This is a genomic window from Brevibacterium sediminis (genome assembly GCF_013623905.1).
GTDB classification, from domain to species: domain Bacteria; phylum Actinomycetota; class Actinomycetes; order Actinomycetales; family Brevibacteriaceae; genus Brevibacterium; species Brevibacterium sediminis.
In genome coordinates, this window is record NZ_JABKDD010000002.1 from 352,777 (window position 1) to 372,120 (window position 19,344).

The window sequence follows — 19,344 nt, forward strand, 5'->3', positions numbered from 1 at the left end:
GAGCGGCCGAGCATCGAACGCGAACAGCCCAGTCTAGGGTGAATGGCCCAGTTTCAAACATGGGCTATTCAACTCAGACTGGGCTGTTCGCAGAGGCGCCGCCGCGCCGCACCGGGCCGGCAGCGTGGCGCCGCGGCCGCCCCGGCGGCTACGCCATTTCGAGGGCGGCTTCGGGCTTCGTGGTCCGGGCCCGGACGATGGCCAGCAGCGACATCACGATGCCGATGACCGCCCAGGCCAGCAGTCCGCCGTATGCGGCTGCCTGCCCGCTGGTGCCCGCGGCGATCGCTGCGAAGCCGTTCATCGACGGAGTCAGCGGCAGGATCGGCGCGACGAAGTCGAAGAACTGCGGCACCGCCCCGATCGTCCGACCTGCCACGGCCAGCACGACGGCGATGACCGAGAGGAACCGGCCCACTCCCCCGAACCACGCCACGAGGGCGAAGTTCAGGATCATGAACACGATCGCTGAGACGAATGTGAGCACTGCGATGTCGAAGCCTTGGATCGCGTCGATGTCCATCACGGTGACCGCGAGGATCGAGAGCACGAGCGCCTGCAGCACGCCGACGACGAGGCCGGGCAGCAGTCCGCGCGCCCACACAGCGAACGAAGACTTCGTCGAGAGCAGAGCCCATGCCGGGATCGGCTTGAGCACCGTGTAGGTCACGAGTCCGCCGATCCACAGGGCGAGCATGATGAGCAGGGCGATCGTCGATCCCGCCAGCACATCCGTGACGCTGTCCGTGTCCGGGGATGCGATATTCGCCGAGGCGACCTTGGCCAAGCGGTCACGTTCCGGAGCCGTATAGGACGGCACTTCATCCGCACCGTCCTTGACGCCGTCGGCGAACTTGCTCACGCCCTTCGCGTACTTGCCCGTACCCTCATCGAGCTTGTCGAGGCCGGCTGAGAGTTCGGAGGTGCCGGTTGCGGCCTCGGAGACGCCGTCGGTGTACTTGCCGACACCGGTGCTGTATTCGCTCAGCCCATCGCTGAGCTGACCGGCACCGTCGGAGAGTTCCGAGGAACCGTCGGCGACCTTGCCGATGCCCTTGGACAGGGCCGGCATACCGTCGGCGAGCTGCTGGTTGCCGTCGGCGACCCCGGCGGCACCGTCACGCAGTCCCTTCGAGGCCTCGAGCAGCTTCGGGGCGTTCTTCGAGATGTCCTCCATGCCCTTCGTCAGATCGCCGAGGCCGTCCTCGAGTCCCTTGACGAACTTGGTCACGCCGTCGGAGAGCTCCGAAGCACCCTTGGCGAGTTCATCGGACCCGCCGAGGAGGGACGAGCCGTTCTGCTCCTGCTCGAGTCCGTCCACGGCTCCGTTCAGACCGCCCGAAGTGCCGTTGAGCAGTCCCTGGGCATAGGCCTGTTCGATGCCCTGACAGACCTGGTCGGGAGTTCCGGTCGGGCACATCTCGGCCCGTGCCTGCTTCGCCTCGGACTTGCTCATGATGCCCTCTTCGACAAGCTTGTCGAGATCAGGTTTCGAGGCAGCGAGCTTGTCGGCACCATCGGCCTTCTGCTTCAGCCCGTCTCGGTACTGGTGCAGTCCGTCGGAGAGGCCTGAGGCGCCCTTGGACACACCGTCGGCGCCCTTCTCGAGCTCCTTGCCGCCCTTGGTGATGTCGCCGAGGCCGCCTTCGCCCGAGTCGCCGGATCCGGCGAAGCCCTTGATGATCTCGTCGATGGACTTCGTGTATTCGTCGACGCCGTCGGAGAGCTCACCGGAGCCGTCGGCCAGCTTCTGCGTGCTGTCGGGCAGCTTCGAGGTCTTCTTGTCGAGTTCGTTCAGCCCCCCGGACATCTCCGAGGCACCCTTGGACAGTTCGCCGGCGCCCTTCGACAGCTCCGTGGCTCCGGACTTGAGCTCGCCGCCGTTGTCACTGAGCTGCTTCATGCCTTTGGACAGCTCGCCGGCGCCTTCGGCCGATTGTCCGGTGCCTTCCTTGAGGCCTTCGGCACCCTTGTCGAGTTCCCCGGCTGCGTCGCCGAGGTCCTTCATCTGATCGCCCATCTTATTGAAGCCCACGTAGATGTTGTCGAGGTAGTTCTCGGTCATCTGCGTGTTGAAGGTCGTCCGCGCCACCTCGGCGACGGATCGGGAGATCTGCGTATCGAGCGCGGGAGCGGTCCCGGAGACGTCGACGTCGAGCTGCGTCTGCGTCGCCGACTTCGCATCATCGACCGAGGTCACAGCGCGGGAGAAGCCCTCGGGAATCGTCAGCTTCGCGGCGTATGTGCCGTCGGACAGCCCGTTCTGCGCATCCTCTTCATCGGTGATGACCCAGTGGATGTTGTTCTCGTCCTCACCCACCAGACCGCTGGTCAGCTGACGGCCGATCGGCACGGTCTTGCCGTCGACCTTCGCTCCATCGTCGTTGTTGACGATGGCGGCTTCGATGGTCTCGAGACGATCGCCGCTCTTCCACGTGGCGAGGATGAATCCGGCCGCCACGATGATCGGGATGAGGACCAGCCCGAGGAGGGAGAGCCAGTTCACCGGCTTCTTCGAGTTCGCACGTTCGAGTCTCACGACTGCACACCTTCCATGTTGGTGCTGTCGACGGCGTGGGTGTGTTCGCCGTCTGATTCGCTGTCGGTTCCGCCCCGCTCATCGGGTCGAGCCTCGTCGAGGTCGAGGTGGAAGTAGTTCGTTTCGGGATCGAAGATCCCTGTCACATCCCCGTCGGGCAGGCCGAGGATGACGGTGGTGCCTTCGGCGACGAGCTGCGGCAGCAGATCGCGCAGATCCCGTGCCGGTCCGGCCGATTCCCGTGCCCCGGCCGCGAGCTTCTCCGCCCCGTCGATGACGAGCAGATCCGGCGCCGAGGCGGCCATCCGAGAGATGTCGCGCGGACTGATCATCCGGTCGGCTTCGCCCCGGTTGAGGTCGAGGTAGGGAACCTGTCGGCGGACCCGTCCGGCGTGTTCGGGCAGGACGTTCTGGCCGATCTTCATCTCCCCGGCCGTGAGTCCGACGCGGCCGGACACGGCGAGCAGGAGGGCTCGGCGGGAATCGCCGCTGGCGACGAGGATCTGGCCGGGCAGCAGGGAGATGTCGACGCGGGCGAAGCCGCGGTCTCCGGAGTACACGCCGATTCCGCGTCCGTAGACCCGGTAGTCCGAGTTCGGCTCCGGCCAGTCGCGCAGGGCCACTTCGTGGGCTAGGCCCTCTCCTTCGACGTCGAGGCGCGGCAGGATCCGATCGAGCCACTTCGGCAGCCACCAGGCCTTGTCGCCGAGCAGCTGCATGATCGCGGGCACCAGCGACATGCGCACGAGGAAGGCGTCGACGAAGATGCCGGCGGCCAGGGCGAGCGCGATCGACTTGATGATCGGTTCGCCGGCGGGCACGAAGGCCGCGAAGACGGAGAACATGATGATCGCTGCGGCCGAGACGACGCGGGCGGAGGAGGCGAATCCGGCTCTGATGGCGTCCTTGGCCGAGGAGCCGTGGACATAGGCTTCGCGCATGCCCGAGACGAGGAACACCTCGTAGTCCATCGCGAGGCCGAAGAGGATGCCCATGACGATGATCGGCAGGAAGCTGATGACCGGTCCCGTCCCGTCGATGCCCAAGGGGCCGGCGAAGAGTCCGTCGTGGAAGACGAGGACGACCGTGCCGAAGGAGGCGAAGACGGAGAGGAGGAACCCACCGGTGGCCTTGATCGGCACCGCCACGGAGCGGAAGACCATCATGAGCAGGATGATGGAGAGTCCGACGACGAAGATGCCGAAGGGCACCAGAGCCTTGCCGAGCTGGTCGGAGACGTCGATCTGGATCGCGGTGGCACCGGTGACGGCGGTGTCGAAGTCGAAGTCGTCCTCGATCTCCGTGCTCAGGTCCCGCAGCCGATCGACCGTGTCGAGGGTCGCCGGGTCGTCGGAGGCCGTCGTCGGAATGATCTGGAAGAGCCCGACGGTCGCGTCCCGGTTCGGGGTGGCCATGATGACCTGTTCGACGCCGTCGACCTTCTCGATGCGCTTCTCGATCTCCTCGACGTCTCCGAGCGGATCGTCGCTCGTCACGATCTGGCTGGTCATGACCAGGGGCCCGTTGTAGCCGGGTCCGAAGTGCTCGTCGATGAGGTCGTAGGTCGCCCGTGCCGGGGTGCCCTGCTCCTGGTCGCCTGCGGTGGGCAGGGACAGTTGGAGCTGGGTGGCAGGGATCGCGAAGAGCGCGAGGCCGCCGACGATGACGACGATCGTCAGCAGCGGGATCTTCGTGACGACCTTGAGCCACCCGGCGAAGAACTTGTTCATGATCGTCGGCGGGTACGGGTCGCCGCCCTCGGCGCGCGCCTCGTCGGCGATCCTCTCCCGCAGTGCCGGGTCGGTCGCCTCGGCGGGGGTTCCTGTGGAAGCGTCGGTCGCCACAGTGGGGGTTCCTGTGGAACCGTCCCCCGCCTCGGTGCCGGTCGATGATCCCTTCGCCGAGGCGGTCGTGCCCGTCGTCGCCCGCTGAGCGGCCGCGGCGTAGGCCTTCCGGTAGCGCTTCGTCGGCTTCGGGGTGATCTTGGACTTCACGAGTCCCAGCAGGGCGGGGACCATCGTCAGGGAGATCATCACGGCCACGGCGACGGAGCCGGAAGCGCCGATGCCCATGATCGTGAGGAAGGGGATGCCGGCCAGGGACAGGCCGAGGAGTGCGATCATCACGGTCATGCCCGCGAAGACGACGGCGGACCCGGCCGTCGCGACGGCGCGTCCGGCCGCCTCGACGGGGTCGTGGCCTTCGGCGAGGAGGTCGCGGGCGCGGGAGACGATGAAGAGTGCGTAGTCGATGCCCACGGCCAGGCCGAGCATGAGCGCAAGCATGATCGAGGAGGAGTTGATCGTCGCGAACGCGGTGCCGCCGACGATGAGCAGCACGGAGATGCCGACGCCGATGAGCGCAGTGATCAGCGGCATTCCCGCGGCTCGGAAGGAACCGAGTGTGAGCAGGAGGACGATGAAGGCGATGACGACGCCGATGCCTTCGACCCAGGAGATCTCGACACCGGTGATCTGGAAGAGCTCACCGCCGCCTTCGACCTGCGCTCCGGGCAGGGCATCGCGCAGCGGGTCGAGCGCCTCGATGAGGTTGTCGCCGGCGTCCTCCCCGACGTCCTGCTGAGTGCCGTCGTATTGGACGGAGATCATGGCCGCCGTCTCGTCCTTGCTGATGGCGCCCTCGACGAGGTCGGAATACGGGGAGGTCACCGTGTCGACGTGCGGGAGGTCCTCGATGCGGTCGATCTCGTCTTCGATCGCGTCCTTGTACTTCGCATCCTCGACCGAGTCTCCGTCGTCGGCGACGACGATCACCGAGGCGGAGACGCCGGCGGCTTCGGGGAACGTCGACTTCATCGAGTCCAGAGCCGTCTGCGCCTCCGAACCCGGGAGTGTGAAGTCATTGTCGAAGTCCTTGGAGAAGGCGGCGACTCCGGCTCCGACGAGGACGAAGATCAGCAGCCACGCGGCGATGAAGCGCCACGGGGTCCGATACGCACGACGGCCCAGGGCGTAGAGGAAAGTTGACACGAAAACCTCGATACAAAAGTGTATTGGATACAGTATTGTATTGTTGTGCAATACCCACCCTCCATGCAAATGGATCCCAGGTTGAGCGAGGATTCCCATGAGATGCTCAGGCGCCTCGCTCTCCGCCACGCCGTCGCTGCCGGCTCCGATGCCGGCGCAGAGAACTGCACCACCTTGGCCATCGCCGACCCCACCGCAACGAAATGACGATGAACACAGACGAACTCAGCCCACGCAGACGCCAGACCCGATCCACCCTCGTTCAGGCCGGCACCTCGGTCTTCGCCGTCCGCGGCATCGACGGCGCCTCGATCGAGGAGATCTGCGAGGCCGGAGGCCTGACCAGAGGGGCGTTCTATTCGAACTTCTCCAGCCGTGACGATCTGGTGCTCGCGATCATCGAGATGCGCATCTCGGAGAACCTTGATCGCCTCGATGCCACGATCCAGCGGTGGTCCGAGCAGCTCATGGCCACTGCCGAGGTGCCGGAGATCAAAGCGCTGATGACGCAGTTCATCGACGATGTCTTCAATGAGAAGAAGCAGACCGTGGCCGAGACGATCACGGAACAGGAGATCGAGCTCTACTGCCTGCGGGTTCCGCATCTCCACGCCCGGTATGTCGAACTCAACGCCACTCAGCTCGATCGGCTGGCCGCACTCGTGACCACGGCCCTCGATGTCGCCGGCGCCACGACGAAGCAGCCGCTCGGCGACTTCCTCACGGTCATCATCTCCGTGTTCAACCGGATCGCCCTGACTGCGGCGGCCGGGAAGAAGATGGACGAGCACGTCGACATCGATCCGAGCCTCATCGTCGAGGTCCTCATGCACCTCATCGATTTCTGTCCCGACGCCGAGGTCTGAACGCTTCTGCCCCGACAGCGATACCTGGAGGCTTCTGCCCCTATGACAAGGTCTGAACGCGCTCGACGAACCGGCTCGAGGCACTAAGGTGGTGCCCGTGAACGAACTCCAGCGCGAATTCTCTGCTTTCATCAACAATATGGACGTCCGCCTCGGCGCGTTCGTCCTCGCCGACCTCCCCGAAACCTTCGAGAAGGAGGACGGGGAGACCGTGAAGTTCCCGAAGGACTTCGGGCCGAAATCACTGCCGATGCTCGAACTCTTCGTGCTCTCGAAGTTCCCGAACACCGAAGAGATCCTCAAGCCGGAGAACCGCCGCTTCTTCGAAGGACTCATCCGCTACCTCGGCGAAACCTATCTGCGTGCGATCGGCGGGGTCTGGGACCACGACGAGTCGACAGGCAACGGGATGCCATTCATCCGCCCCGACAATGCCGACGGCCCGGCCGCCGGTGAGCCGATCCCGCTGGTGGGAATCGTGCTGGCCGCCGTCGACCAGCGCAGCGCCGAGGTGTTCACCGCAGTGCTCGACAAGGCCAGGGAGCTCCTCGGCGGGGACGGCCAACCGCGCCGCAAGTGCACGGGGCTCTCCCTCGGGGTGCTCAACGCCGAGAACTCGAGCGAGGAGGAGGTCGAATTCCTCACCCGCTTCATCGGCACCGTCGAACCGGGCATCGCCGCCTGGACTCAGGAGCAGGCCGATCCGAGTTCGTGGGGCTTCGACCGGGAGAGCCTCGCCCGTCTGGGCAGGCAGGTCGCGGTCCGCTACGACGGCCCCGACGACATGATCGCCGAGGACGAGACCCCCTTCACCGCCGGTGCCATGCGCTTCATCGGTGAGACGGTGCGCCGCATCGCCTTCGGCCAGTGGCGCTACGGCGCCGAACTCGAAGCCGATGATCCGCGCAGCAGGCAGCCGTTCATCCGCTTCGTCGTCGGCGATCAGAATCTCGACCTCGTGCCGTGGCGACTCATCCAAGCCGCACTGGAGAACGACGATGCGATCGCGTCCGCCCTCGACGCGGTCATCGAGATGCGCGAGCAGGAAGCCGCCGAGGCGGACGAGAGTTCCGATGATTCCGCCAGTGCGACGGACGGAGCAGACGAGAACTGAGCGGCCGCCGCCGGTTCAGAGTTGGAAGCGGCGGTTTCCGTGCAGACCGTCGGCCGGTGACCCGGGTGCGAGGTCGATCTGTTTGCGCGCCGGATCGATGCGCACGCTCACCAGGGTCGCCGAACGATCCCCGTAGGCGGCGCCGGGCGCCGGAGTGCAGCACACAGGCGCGTCTCCCGGTCCAGTCGTCAGCAGCTTCGTGAGATCTCCGACCGCGACGGGCGCGTTCTTCGCACCGTCGGTCGAGGCAGCGCCGTCGGGCTCAGCGGCACCGTCGGTATGGGCGGCGCTGTCGGACTCGGCGGCACCATCAGCAGGGGGCTCTCCGCCACGCGCCAGCGCACGTTCGGCTTCGAAGCGCACGACCGCCTCGGCGAGGTGACGGTACCGTTCCTGCGAGGTCGAATCGGGGCGCAGCTCGAGCGCACCGTCGAGCAGATCCGGGTGCAGGAAATGGTTTGTGTGGATGAGGAATCCGGACTCCCCCGTCTCCCCATCGGCCCCACTGCTCGCGCGGGCCCGTCGCTCGCGCTTGAGCTCGCCGGCGATCTCGACCTGGACGGCCGCCTCGGCGGTGATGACGGTGATGATCGACGATGATGACGTCGGGGCGGAGTCGATGATCTCAAGCGCCTCGGCGAGGGTGCCCGCTTCGGCCAGGACACGGGCGAGGATCATGTGGATGGGCACTCCACCAGGCGCATCGTTCCGGTGCTTGAGGATGTTGAGCAGGACGCCGACGCCGGCCTCGTTGAGACCGATCTTGCCGAGCATTCCGAACTCGGCGATGCCCACATGCCGGTGCTGCCCGGGCACGGCACCGACATCGTTGAAGTGCCACAGAGTGGAGAAGTCCGCCGCCCAATCCCAGTTCTGTGCGGCCACGGAGGCGCCAGGACTGGTGTGGCTCACGGTCGAGCATTCGGTCGGCGCGGCCGGTGCCTGGGTCATGATCTCCGTCCGGGCGACGATCTCCATCAGTTCGGGGACATCGATTCCCGCTCCGGCGGCTACGGCTTCGACTTCCTCGGCGCCGGTCGGCCACCATTGCTGGAGTCGCTGCCAACTCGACGTTGCTGCCGAGTGCACGGCCGCCTCGGTGATGGACAGATGCGAGAAGTAGCGCCGATACGCGTCCAGGGTGGAGGCGATTCCCGTGCGCAGCTCCTCGCCACGGCGGTGGCCGCGTTCGACGTGGTCGCTCGCATGGACGGCGAAGGTCACGGGCCGCACCTCGGCGGCGGGAACGAATTCGGTGCTCATGCTGGTTCCTCCTTGCTGTCTCTCTTCTTCAGGCCGGGCCCGGCTCAGTCCTTGCCGACGAGAGAGCCGACGCCGATGTCGATACCGAGATAATGCATGTGCGCGGCGGTTTCGGCAAGGGCGGCGAAGAGGTTGAAGTTGTGCAGGCTCTCGAAGCCGCGGGACCAGTGCAGGCCCGCCGCGATCGAGTAGACGCTGTGGTCGTCGGTGGCCTCCATGCGGGCGCGGATCTCGCCGAGGCGCTCGTGATGGTGTTCGACGAGTTCGACCTTGCGGTCATGGAGTCCGGTGAAGCGGAAGCCGTGGGCCGGCAGCACCGCCACGTCCTCGTCGAGCTCGCCGATCTTCTCCAGTGAGCGCAGATAATCGCCGAGGCTGTGCGTGATCGCCCCGGAATCGAGGCCGATGTTCGGGGTGATCGTCGGCAGCACATGGTCGCCGGAGAAGAACAGTTTGCCCTCGTCGCGGACGAACGCCGAGTGCCCGTAGGTGTGCCCCGGCGTCCACATTGCCGTCACTCGACCTTCGTCGAGCGGGAGTTCGGTGCCGTCATCGAGGACGTGGATGTTCTCGGGCAGCCGGCTCATCGCCTGTCTGTACAGGTCCATCGAGGCGCTCTTCGACCTGCCCTTGCTCGATCCGACCTGGAGGCTTTCGACTTCGGCCCAGCGGTCCTCGGGGACACCATAGGCGCGGGCGATGTTGAGGTTGGGGTCGATGCCGGTGCCGAGGTCGACGGCGTTGGTGTAGAAGCGTTTGATCGCGCGCAGGTCCTCGCCGTGCATGGCGACCCAGGCGTCGGGGTTCTTCGCGAGGAGTGCGGGCACGAGCCCGATGTGGTCGCGGTGATAGTGGGTGATCGCGATTCCGTGGATATCGGTGACCGTGAAGCCGAGGTCGTTAAGCGCCGAGGTGAGCGCCAGGTACTGATCCTTGCCATCCCAGCCCGGGTCGATGAGGACGACGCCGGAGCCGTCGGCGAGGGCATAGCAGTAGGTGTAGACGAGAGGGTTGTTGGGGATCGGGACCGGGAGGGCCCAGACACCTTCGGCGACCTGTTCGACCGGCGGCAGGACTCGATCCTTCCATGCCGCCGACTGCTGGGAACTGAGCGTTTCGATCGCCATACTGCTCTCACACCTCTCGTGGGGCCACATTGTCCGTTGACTGCAATCTACTCTGTTTCGCGTCGGCGCTGACGGTTCGTTCGATAACTGGGCACGGCACCACCCGATCTGACTACCGATATCGTTGCCGATATTGACGGTTTTCATCGGAAAGGTCACGATTTCACACTGATACCCATCCCGATCCTCGGCGATGGTTTCGTTTTCAGTACCTTGAGCGTTAAGATCATGACGCACATCACTTCCGGGCCGGTCATCGATGGCGACGTCGACGGCCCGGCGGGCGGCAAGACTCATTGGGGAGGATTGATATGGCTGCCTCTGGCTCACTGAAGCGCAACCTCGGACTGTGGTCCATCGTCGGACTCGGACTCGGCTATATGACGCCGACGGTCGTCTTCGACACGTTCGGAATCGTCTCCGAACAGACGAACGGAGCAGTTCCGGCGGCGTACCTCGTGGCTCTCATCGTCATGATCTTCACGGGCTTCAGCTACGGCAAGATGGTCAGGGTCTTCCCGACCGCGGGGTCGGCCTACACCTATACGCGGGAGACGATGTCACCGGGGCTCGGCTTCCTCGTCGGGTGGACCTCCCTCCTGGACTATCTGCTGCTGCCGATGGTCAACTGCCTCATCATCCGGCTCTACATGGAGTCGATGGTCCCCGATGCGCCCCCGTGGGTGTGGGTCATCGTCTATACGATCGTCATGACCGGCATCGTCCTGTCCTCGATGCGGGGGACGGCGAACATCAACGGCATCCTCCTCGTCTTCGCGGTTGTGCTCGTCGCCACGTTCTGCGTGCTCGCCGTCATGCAGCTCAACGCCGGCGAAGGCGCCGGAGTCGTCTTCAGCCCGGAGCCGTTCATCCATCATGGCGTCCACCTCGGCGCGGTCCTCACCGGTGCGACTGTCGTGTGCTTCTCGTTCATCGGCTTCGATGCGGTGACGATGTACACGAACGAGGCGAAGCACGTCAGCCTCATGCCGAAGGCGATCATGCTCACCGTTCTCGCCGGCGGTCTCATCTTCCTCGTCGCCGGCTATTTCGCGCAGCTGCTCTTCCCCGACAATTCGCAGTTCACCATCGTCGACGATCCGCTGCCGGAGATCGGCATGATCACCGGCGGCCACGTGTTCCAGCTGTTCTTCGTGGCTGCGGCATTCGCTGCGACCGCCGCCTCGGGGCTGGCTTCGCATGCGTCGGTGTCGCGGATGATGCTCGTAATGGGCCGCAATGGGGTGCTGCCGCGCAGGGCCTTCGGCTACATCAACCCGAAGACGCACACTCCGGTGTTCAACATCGTGCTCGTCGGTGCGGTGTGCCTGCTGGCGATGTCGTTCAGCCTCGAACTCATCTCGGCGCTCATCAACTTCGGTGCGCTCATCGCCTTCACCTTCGTCAACCTCACTGTCATTGCGCACTACGCCTTCCGGACCAAGCAGGTCAAGGACTTCAAGTCGGCGTTCAGCTACGTCGTGATGCCCGCCATCGGAGCGATCCTCACAGGAGTCCTGTGGGTGAGCCTGCATGGGACCGCGCTCATCGGCGGCCTCGTGTGGCTGGCGATCGGCATCATCTACCTGGCCGTGCTGACCCGCGGATTCAAGCGTTCGGTGCGCAGCTTCGACGACCCCGAGGCCGATGCCGAGATGTCCGAACCGGAGGCGCCAGCCCAACCCTGACCCTTCTTACTACCTGACGGCGGCCCAGCAACCTCGCGCGAGGTTGCTGGGCCGCCGTCAGGTAGTAATTGGGAAGGCAGAAGCCCCCGAGCTCTTCGCTGTTGACGATGAGCCCGGGGGCTTTGCACTGGGCGGAAGCGGTGGGATTCGAACCCACGGTGCGGGGTTGCCGCACAACGGTTTTCAAGACCGTCTCCTTCGGCCGCTCGGACACGCTTCCTTCGGTTCTCCCATGCCTGTGACAGCGATGGAGCGAACCCGGCCTGCTCGACGCGAGGTCGAGCCACCATAGTTTCTCACAACCGCAACAGCATCTGCCAATTGGCGGATGCGCGCACGAATGTCACCAGCTCAGTCAGCGACTGGCTCAGTCCGCGACCTTCACCGAGGCGACCGGCACCGAGGCGACGAGTCCGCGGAGGCGGTCAGTCCTTCTTGCGCTTCTTCATCCGGTTCCGCTTACGCTCGGTGCCCAGGAGGTCATCGAACACAGACCCGCCGGCAGGCTTCGAATCGTCCCGGGACTTATCCATTGATTCGTCGGGCCGTGCCGCGGAATCGTCGCGACTCTTGTCCGGCCGCTCGGAGAGCTGCTCGCCGAATGTTCCGCGGTCGCTGCCGGAGTTCTGCGAACGTTCGCTCCACGTGTGGCCGAGCTTCGGTGCGTCCTTCGGCTTGGCCGGCTGCGATTCGTGTCCAGTGCTGTCGGCGTCCTCCGAGGTGGCGCCGCGCGCCGCGAACGAGGCCGGAACTCGTCGGACCGGAGCTTCCGATTCTTCCTCGTCGACGAATTCTTCGTCTTCAGCAGGAGCTGGAGCCACTTCGGGTGCATCGTCCTGGGGCGGGACCACGGTCGAGTCCTCGACATCGTCGATGTCGGAATCCGCGACCGCGTCAACGGTGTTCTCCGCAGTATCGGCGACCTCGACCTCGTCCGCTTCGATTTCACTGGCTTCGGTCTCGTTGGTCGCGGAGTCCCCGGCTTCGGGCTCACCAGCTTCAGACTTGTTAGTTGCCAAATCCTCGGAGCCTGAGTCCTCGGAGTCTGAGTTCGCGATCGCAGCTGCGACGGCGCCGGAGGTTCCACGGGGCGCCGCAGAGACCGACTCCGAATCGGCGGCGGTCGCCTCGTCGGCGGGTGGAGCCACGGCGAACGCATCGCTCGACGCGACTTCCGCATCCACTTCCGAGTCCTCGGCAACAGCAGCACCGGCTGCGTCGCCGGAAGCTGGAGAGTCCTCGGCCGCATCGGACCCCGCCTCGCCGGAATCAGACCAGTTGAGGCGGGCCTCAGCAGCCTCCTCGGTGCGGGCGGGCTTGCCCTTGAGGACGAGGGTGAGCGTGGCCAGCGGCACGGACAGCCAGTTCGGGCGGTTGCGCAGCTCGGTGACGACCTCGACGAGAAGCCGGTCGACCAGCGCCGCGCGCAGCACGGGATCGCTCAGCCCGATGCTGTCGCCGCGCGCCCGCGAATATCCGGACAGCAGCGAGTTCTGGACCTGCGAGGCCCACAGGTACTCGGGCGAATCGAAGATCGCGCGCAGCGCTCCCGGATCGTTGCCAAAGCCGCTGACGACCAGCGAGCCGTCCTCGGAGTCGAGCGCGTCGGTGCGCTGCAGACGAGCGAAACCGGCAGCGTAGTCGATGCTGCGCAGCAGAGCCACGAGGTCGAAGGCGGCGGGCTTGGGGTCCGAGTCCGTCGAGTCCGTGAACTTCACGACCGAATAGCCGTCGGTGGACGAGCTGACCACATGGTCGAGCGTCAGCTCGCCGTGGATCTTCTGCAGGGTGCCGATGGTTTCGAGGCTCTGCAGCCTGGCACGATGGCCGCGCAGCTCCGGCACCAGCGAATCCAGGGCCAGGGGTGCCCGGCCCAGCGCCCAGTCGATGCGTTCGACCCACTTCTGCACCAGCTGCTTCGTCGGTTCGCCGGCGCCTTCGACGACACCGAATTCGGCGGCCATGTCCGTGTGCAGTTCGCCGATGCGCCGACCCATCTCTGCGGCGTGGGCGTTGTAGGCCCCGATCGAACCGGAGTCGACGGCGCACACCGTGTTCACGGCTTCTCGCCATGCGGGTTCGGCGTCGACATCGACGTGGGAGAGCAGCGCCATCGGCGCCTCCATCTCCTGGACCTCGAACATGTCGTACCAGCGGCCCGAACCCCAGCCGATGACCTCGGGCACGCTGCGCGAACCCGCCTCGGTGAGCAGAACCGGAATCGTCAGCGACGACGGCATTCCGTTCTCGAGGACGCGGAAGAACGAGAGCTCCAGCGGCTCGTATTCGTCGTGGATGATGACGGTCGACTTGTGCTGCCCGGAGTCCGAGACCTCGATCGGGCGGATCTCGACGGGCATGACGTCCTCCGCCCCCACCGTGAGGTCTCCGATCGATGGCTTCGGTGGGACCGCCTCGGCGGCGGTGTTCGTCGATCCATTCGCCGAGGCGGCCGCCCCGTTCGCGGTCACGGGGAACGGCATGGGCGCACGGTCCCGGGCCTCGGTCTTCTCCTGGCTGTGGCGCAGGGACTCGGTGGACAGCTGCCCGCCGTCGAAGACCTTGCGCTTCGTGATCGCGTCGGCCATGAGGTTGACGAAGACGGGATCGGCGGCGCCGTCGTAGACGTAGACGGTGCCGAGCGCGAGGTCGTCGACGCGGCCGATGAGGGCGTGGCGCAGGTGCATATCCTCGGCACCGCGCAGGGTCAGGGGGATGTTGAGGCGACGCAGGGTGGGACCGTCGCCGACGGAGATGACGGTCACGAGACCGGCGAAGCCCCCGAGCTCCTCGGCGGTGTAAGTGAACGCGCGGGCCACCGACATGGGGGTGATGTCGGGGTCGGTCCCGAAATCTGCTGCGAGCTTGGGAAACCACGGCTGTCGGGGTATCCAGCTGGCTAACAGTTGTTCGAGCTCACTGCTGATGGCCATGACGTCTCCTAGAAGGGATTACGGGCATCCTCCATCCAATCATGATATGGGGTGTTCGCGGTCCAGGGCGCACCCGAAACCCCGAAGTCGGGAGCCGAATCACGGGGTTCGGGTAAGTGCGAGGCGGGGACGGGAGAGATTAGGGACGGTCATAGCGGGGCGGGCCGCGGCGAGTTCTCAGCGGCCCCGCAGTTGTCCTCATATCGATACGAGTTGCCAAATAGCAAGACAAAGGGCGCACAATAGTCTGGTGGTTGAAACAGACATGACTCCCCATAAGCTCACACTCGCCGGCGAGGTCGAGGCGGCTGCGCTGCGAATTTCCGATTCTGTCATCCTGTCGCCACTTCAGATCTGCGAGCGGTTGACGACCGCGACCGGTTCCACGGTCTACCTCAAGCGCGAGGACCTGCAGATGGTGCGGTCCTACAAGATCCGCGGCGCCTTCAACTTCATGCTCCAGCTCGATGCCGACGAACGGGCCCGCGGTGTCGTCTGCGCCTCGGCGGGCAACCATGCCCAGGGATTCGCCCGGGCCTGCAAGGAACTGGGCATCCAGGGCACGATCTTCGTGCCGAAGACGACGCCGAAGCAGAAGATCGAACGCGTCCGTCACTTCGGCGGGGAGCAGGTGACCATCGAGATAGCCGGCTCCACCTACGATGACGCCTCGGCGTTGGCCCACCGGTTCGCCGAACGCAATGAGGCACTCCTGGTCTCGGCCTTCGACGATATGCGCACCATCGCCGGTCAGGGCACCGTGGCCGCCGAGATCCACGCGCAGCTCGAGACCGACCCCGACTACATCATCGTGCCCGTCGGCGGCGGCGGAGTGCTCGCGGGAATCGCCGCCTATGCGGCCGAACGGATGCCGAACACGAAGGTCATCGGCGCCGAACCCGCCGGAGCCGCCTCGATGATCGCAGCGCTCAAGGCCGGCCACCCCGTGACCTTGGAGAACATCGACCGTTTCGCCGACGGCACCGCAGTGCGCCGGGCCGGCAACATCACCTATGACGTCATCGCCGACCTCGGCCTCGACATCCGCCCCGTCGCCGAGGGCGCGGTGGCCACCGAGATGCTCGATATGTACCAGGTCGACGGAATCATCGCCGAACCCTCCGGTGCTCTGGCCTCGGCCGGGATCGGCGGCCCGGACTCGGACAAGCCGATCACGATCGAACCCGGGTCGACCGTGGTGTGCCTGGTCTCCGGCGGCAACAACGACATCTCCCGCTACCCGGAGATCCTCGAACGCTCACTCGTCCACGAAGGCCTTAAGCACTACTTCATCGTCGACTTCCCGCAAGAGCCCGGTGCCCTGCGCCGGTTCCTCAACGAAGTGCTCGGTCCCGAGGACGACATCGCGATGTTCGAGTACGTAAAACGCTCCGACCGGGAGACCGGACCGGCGTTCGTCGGCATTCAGCTCGGCTATGCCGAAGACCTGCCGAATCTGCTCGAGCGGATGGAGGCATCGAATATCGAGGTCGAGCGAGTCCACCAGAACTCGCCGATGTTCCGCCTCTTCGCCTGAGCGGCTTCGCTGCCGCCCTGCCTCATCCCGAGTCGCCCCTCCCCCACCGAACCCCACCTCGCGGATGCCCCTGCCCACTCGCGCACCCAGCTACTAGAGTGGACGCATGCGCGCTATCACGATCTCCTCCCCCGGTGAGCCCGAGGTCCTGCAGGTCACCGACGAACCCACGCCAGACATCGCCGCCGACGAGGTCCTCGTCCGCGTCCATGCCGCCGGCGTCAACAGGGCCGACCTCCTGCAGCGCCGCGGATTCTACGATCCCCCACCAGGGGCCACCCTGGTTCCCGGCCTCGAGGTCTCCGGCACGATCGAAGAACTCGGCGCCGACGTCACCGGCTGGTCCGTCGGCGACCGGGTGGCGGCTCTGCTCTCAGGCGGCGGATACGCCGAATACGTGCCCGTTCCCGCAGGTCAGCTGCTTCCCGTCCCCGCCGGCTTCGACCTCACCGAGGCGGCCGCCCTGCCCGAGGTGCTGTCGACCGTCTGGTCCAACATCGTCGGCCGCGGACAGGTGCAGGCAGGCGAATGGCTGCTCGTCCACGGCGGCGGCTCCGGAATCGGCACGGCCGCGATCCAGATCGCGCGCCACCTCGGCGTGAAGATCGTCGTGACCGTCGGCTCCGAGAAGAAGGCCGACTTCTGCCGCGAACTCGGTGCCGATGCCGTCATCAACTACCGCGAAGAGGACTTCGTCGAACGCGTCCACGAGATCTGCACCCACGACAACGGGTCGACAGGAGCCGATGTCATCCTCGACATCATCGGCGCGAAGTACCTCGAGCGCAATATCAAGGCGCTGGGCACCGACGGCCGTCTCGTCATCATCGGCATGCAGGGCGGAACGAAGACCGAGATCAACCTCGGCTGGCTCATGCAGCCGCGCAAGTCAGTCTCCGCCACGACCCTGCGGGCGCGGCCGAAGGACCAGAAGATCGCCATCGTCGCCGAGGTGGCCGACCTTCTCTGGCCGGCTGTGGTCTCGCGCGACATCCGCCCCATCATCCACGAGGCCATGCCGTTGGCCGACGTCGTCCGTGCTCATCAGATGCTGGAGGACGGGGCGAACATCGGAAAGGTTCTGCTCATCGTCGATGAGGAAGGTGCATGACCAATGACTGAGAATCCCGAGTCGGCAGACGGCATCCAGAACTCTGCGGGTGAGACTAGCGCCGCGGACGCAGCAAACACAGACGGTGCGGGGAATGCCGACAGTGTGTCGAACGCCGACGGAGCGCAGTCCGGCCTCGCCAAGGCGCAGCACGATCAGGCGGATGTCTCGTCACCGGCGAAGGTGATGCGCATCGGCACCATGGTCAAGCAGCTGCTCGAGGAGGTCCGTGGTACCGAGCTCGATGAGAAGGGACGCGAGCGCCTCGCCGAGATCCATCGCCGCTCCATCGACGAACTCGAAGATGGGCTGTCGAAGGACCTCATCGAGGAGCTCGAGCGCCTCGACCTGCCCTTCGACTCTGCCGACGGTCCTCCGACGACCTCGGAGCTGCGGATCGCCCAGGCTCAGCTCGTCGGTTGGTTAGAGGGTCTCTTCCACGGCATCCAGACCGCGATCATGGCGCAGCAGGCCATGGCCCAGCAGATGGCCGGTCGCGGCCAATTGCCTCCGGGAATGGTTCCGCCCGGAATGACACCGTCCGACGGGCAGCCCGGCGAAAAGAAGGAGTCGGACCGCGACGATCGCGGCACCGGCAACTATCTGTGAAGCGCTTCTTCTCCGGTCTGCGCAAGAAGGCGACGACGGCCGCGGTCAAGGACGATGACCGGTTCGGCACCGGTCTGTGGCGCCACAATCGCGACCGCTTCATCCGCGCCGTCGACCGGTACTACACCACCGCGGTGGCCCTCCACGAGTCACGGGACTCCGGTGGCAGCGCCATCTCGGGAGCCGCCTCGGCGGGATCATCCGACGGCTCGGCCACGGCCGCCTCGGCGAAGGATCCGATCGACGTCATCGTCGACGGCACCCACCGGCTCAACGCGCTCGTCGACGTCGTCGACGACCTCACCGCGACCCTCCACTCCCGCCACCCCGTCACCGGTCAGGTGGTGCCCGGGCCGGCTCGGCAGGCCGTCGGCGACGCACCGGAGCTGCTGACGAAGGCCTCGTCGAAGGTCGGCGAGGCGGTGCTCGCGGCGTCGATGGCACGGTCGGACGGGCCATCGGGACGGTCGATCGACTCGAGCGCCGAGGCCACGGTTCGGTTCATCACGGATGCCGAGGAGCTGCTGGGGCGGGCGCGGGAGATTCTCGCTAGGGTGGAGGCATCATGAGACCTCCGATCAGCCCCGATATCCTGCCGCCGGATGACTTCGACCTCGGCCTTGTCGCCAGCGATATCGACGGCACTCTGCTGCTGAACTGGAAGCCGATCTCGACGGCCACGATCGATGCGATCCACCGCTGTCAGGATGCGGGAATCCCCTTCGTGCTCGTCACCGGGCGGCCCATCCGATGGTTGGCGCCGATCGCCGAGCAGATCCCCGACCTCGGTCGCGTCGTCTGCCTCAACGGGGCGGTCGTCTACGACATCGCATCGCAGTCCGTCGTCGATGCCCACACCATCGATGCGCAGACGCTGACGGAGATCACCGCGGCGGTCCGCGTCGATCATCCCGAGGCCCGGTTCGCCTACGAGACGCTCAACGGCGGTTTCATCGACCGGGAGTTCGTCACCGGCCGACCGCGTGAGGCCAGGATCATCGACGATGTCTCCGAACTCGCCGGCGAGGACGTCGTCAAGGTGCTCGTGCGTCTGGAGACGAGCGATTCGCAGGCGATGCACGACCTCATCGATCCGCTCGTCGACGGCACTTGCCATGCCTCGTTCTCCGAGCCGGACAACGGTCTTGTCGAACTGGCACCGTATGGGATCACGAAGGCGAAGACGCTGTCGGATCTGTGCGACCACCTCGGAGTGGCGCGGGCGCAGGTGATGGCGTTCGGGGATATGCCCAACGACATCGAGATGCTGTCGTGGGCCGGGCACGGGGTCGCCATGGGCAATGCGCTGGGGTCGGTCAAGGCGATCGCCGCGGCGGTAACGGAGGCCGTCGACGACGATGGCGTCGCCCGCTACCTCGACGCAGTCTTAGACACCCGCCCCAACTGACCCCAATTACTACCTGACGGCGGCCCAGCTACCTCGCGTGGAGTGGTCCCCAATAGTTGGACTGCTGTGAGGTCAGCATGAAGCAGTTGCCGGCTGTCCGGCTGTGGCGGTCTTGGTCCGATACTCCATCGGGGCAAGACCGCCGAGTCGCATCGAGAT

Annotated in this window: 14 protein-coding genes and 1 tRNA gene; 9 read left to right on the forward strand and 6 right to left on the reverse strand. The window is 65.8% G+C overall.

The window, feature by feature from the left end:
• Positions 1-148: 148 nt before the first annotated feature.
• The gene (locus HK108_RS19080; RefSeq protein ID WP_139467954.1) at positions 149-2,539 is read right to left on the reverse strand and encodes a YhgE/Pip family protein; all 2,391 of its coding nucleotides are present in this window, start codon (positions 2,537-2,539) and stop codon (positions 149-151) included.
• The gene (locus HK108_RS06050; RefSeq protein ID WP_139467953.1) at positions 2,536-5,529 is read right to left on the reverse strand and encodes an MMPL family transporter; all 2,994 of its coding nucleotides are present in this window, start codon (positions 5,527-5,529) and stop codon (positions 2,536-2,538) included. The genes HK108_RS19080 and HK108_RS06050 overlap by 4 nt, the downstream gene beginning before the upstream one ends.
• Before the next feature lie 81 nt (positions 5,530-5,610).
• On the opposite strand from HK108_RS06050, the gene HK108_RS18815 reads away from it, so the two are divergent.
• The 3 genes from HK108_RS18815 (at position 5,611) to HK108_RS06060 (ending at position 7,509) form a co-directional block, all read left to right on the forward strand.
• Positions 5,611-5,736, forward strand: a complete 126-nt coding sequence (locus tag HK108_RS18815) for a hypothetical protein (protein ID WP_258233247.1) — start codon at positions 5,611-5,613, stop codon at positions 5,734-5,736.
• 2 nt (positions 5,737-5,738) lie between these two features.
• Positions 5,739-6,395, forward strand: a complete 657-nt coding sequence (locus HK108_RS06055; protein WP_139467952.1) for a TetR/AcrR family transcriptional regulator — start codon at positions 5,739-5,741, stop codon at positions 6,393-6,395.
• 97 nt (positions 6,396-6,492) lie between these two features.
• Positions 6,493-7,509: a hypothetical protein gene (locus HK108_RS06060; RefSeq protein ID WP_139467951.1), complete on the forward strand. Its 1,017-nt coding sequence runs from the start codon at positions 6,493-6,495 to the stop codon at positions 7,507-7,509.
• A 15-nt stretch (positions 7,510-7,524) separates the two neighbouring features.
• Here HK108_RS06060 and HK108_RS06065 read toward each other — a convergent pair whose 3' ends face one another.
• Both HK108_RS06065 and HK108_RS06070 read right to left on the reverse strand, forming a co-directional pair.
• Complete coding sequence (locus tag HK108_RS06065) at positions 7,525-8,772, reverse strand: C45 family autoproteolytic acyltransferase/hydrolase (protein WP_139467950.1); 1,248 nt, start codon at positions 8,770-8,772, stop codon at positions 7,525-7,527.
• Positions 8,773-8,816: 44 nt separating this feature from the next.
• The gene (locus HK108_RS06070) at positions 8,817-9,899 is read right to left on the reverse strand and encodes an MBL fold metallo-hydrolase (RefSeq protein WP_139467949.1); all 1,083 of its coding nucleotides are present in this window, start codon (positions 9,897-9,899) and stop codon (positions 8,817-8,819) included.
• 311 nt (positions 9,900-10,210) lie between these two features.
• On the opposite strand from HK108_RS06070, the gene HK108_RS06075 reads away from it, so the two are divergent.
• Positions 10,211-11,587 carry an APC family permease gene (locus HK108_RS06075; RefSeq protein WP_181270838.1) on the forward strand — a complete coding sequence of 459 codons (1,377 nt, stop codon included), beginning with the start codon at positions 10,211-10,213 and terminating at the stop codon, positions 11,585-11,587.
• A gap of 132 nt (positions 11,588-11,719) precedes the next feature.
• Here the strand turns inward: HK108_RS06075 and HK108_RS06080 are convergent.
• Together HK108_RS06080 and HK108_RS06085 are read right to left on the reverse strand one after the other, a co-directional pair.
• Positions 11,720-11,807 (reverse strand) — tRNA-Ser (locus HK108_RS06080).
• Between the two features lie 205 nt (positions 11,808-12,012).
• Entirely contained in the window at positions 12,013-14,520 is a 2,508-nt protein-coding gene (locus tag HK108_RS06085) for a maltokinase N-terminal cap-like domain-containing protein (protein WP_181270839.1), read from the reverse strand.
• A 265-nt stretch (positions 14,521-14,785) separates the two neighbouring features.
• Between HK108_RS06085 and ilvA the strand changes: the two genes are divergently transcribed.
• The 5 genes from ilvA to HK108_RS06110 all read left to right on the forward strand — a co-directional run bounded on the left by ilvA (position 14,786) and on the right by HK108_RS06110 (position 19,185).
• Complete coding sequence (ilvA, locus tag HK108_RS06090; protein ID WP_181270868.1) at positions 14,786-16,057, forward strand: threonine ammonia-lyase IlvA; 1,272 nt, start codon at positions 14,786-14,788, stop codon at positions 16,055-16,057.
• Between the two features lie 106 nt (positions 16,058-16,163).
• Entirely contained in the window at positions 16,164-17,168 is a 1,005-nt protein-coding gene (locus HK108_RS06095) for an NAD(P)H-quinone oxidoreductase (protein WP_181270840.1), read from the forward strand.
• A gap of 3 nt (positions 17,169-17,171) precedes the next feature.
• On the forward strand, positions 17,172-17,777 hold the full coding sequence (locus HK108_RS06100; protein ID WP_181270841.1) for a proteasome activator: 606 nt from the start codon (positions 17,172-17,174) through the stop codon (positions 17,775-17,777).
• Positions 17,774-18,346 carry a hypothetical protein gene (locus tag HK108_RS06105; RefSeq protein WP_229663953.1) on the forward strand — a complete coding sequence of 191 codons (573 nt, stop codon included), beginning with the start codon at positions 17,774-17,776 and terminating at the stop codon, positions 18,344-18,346. Before HK108_RS06100 ends, HK108_RS06105 begins: the two co-directional genes overlap by 4 nt.
• On the forward strand, positions 18,343-19,185 hold the full coding sequence (locus HK108_RS06110; protein WP_181270842.1) for an HAD family hydrolase: 843 nt from the start codon (positions 18,343-18,345) through the stop codon (positions 19,183-19,185). The genes HK108_RS06105 and HK108_RS06110 overlap by 4 nt, the downstream gene beginning before the upstream one ends.
• The last annotated feature ends 159 nt before the right edge of the window (positions 19,186-19,344 follow it).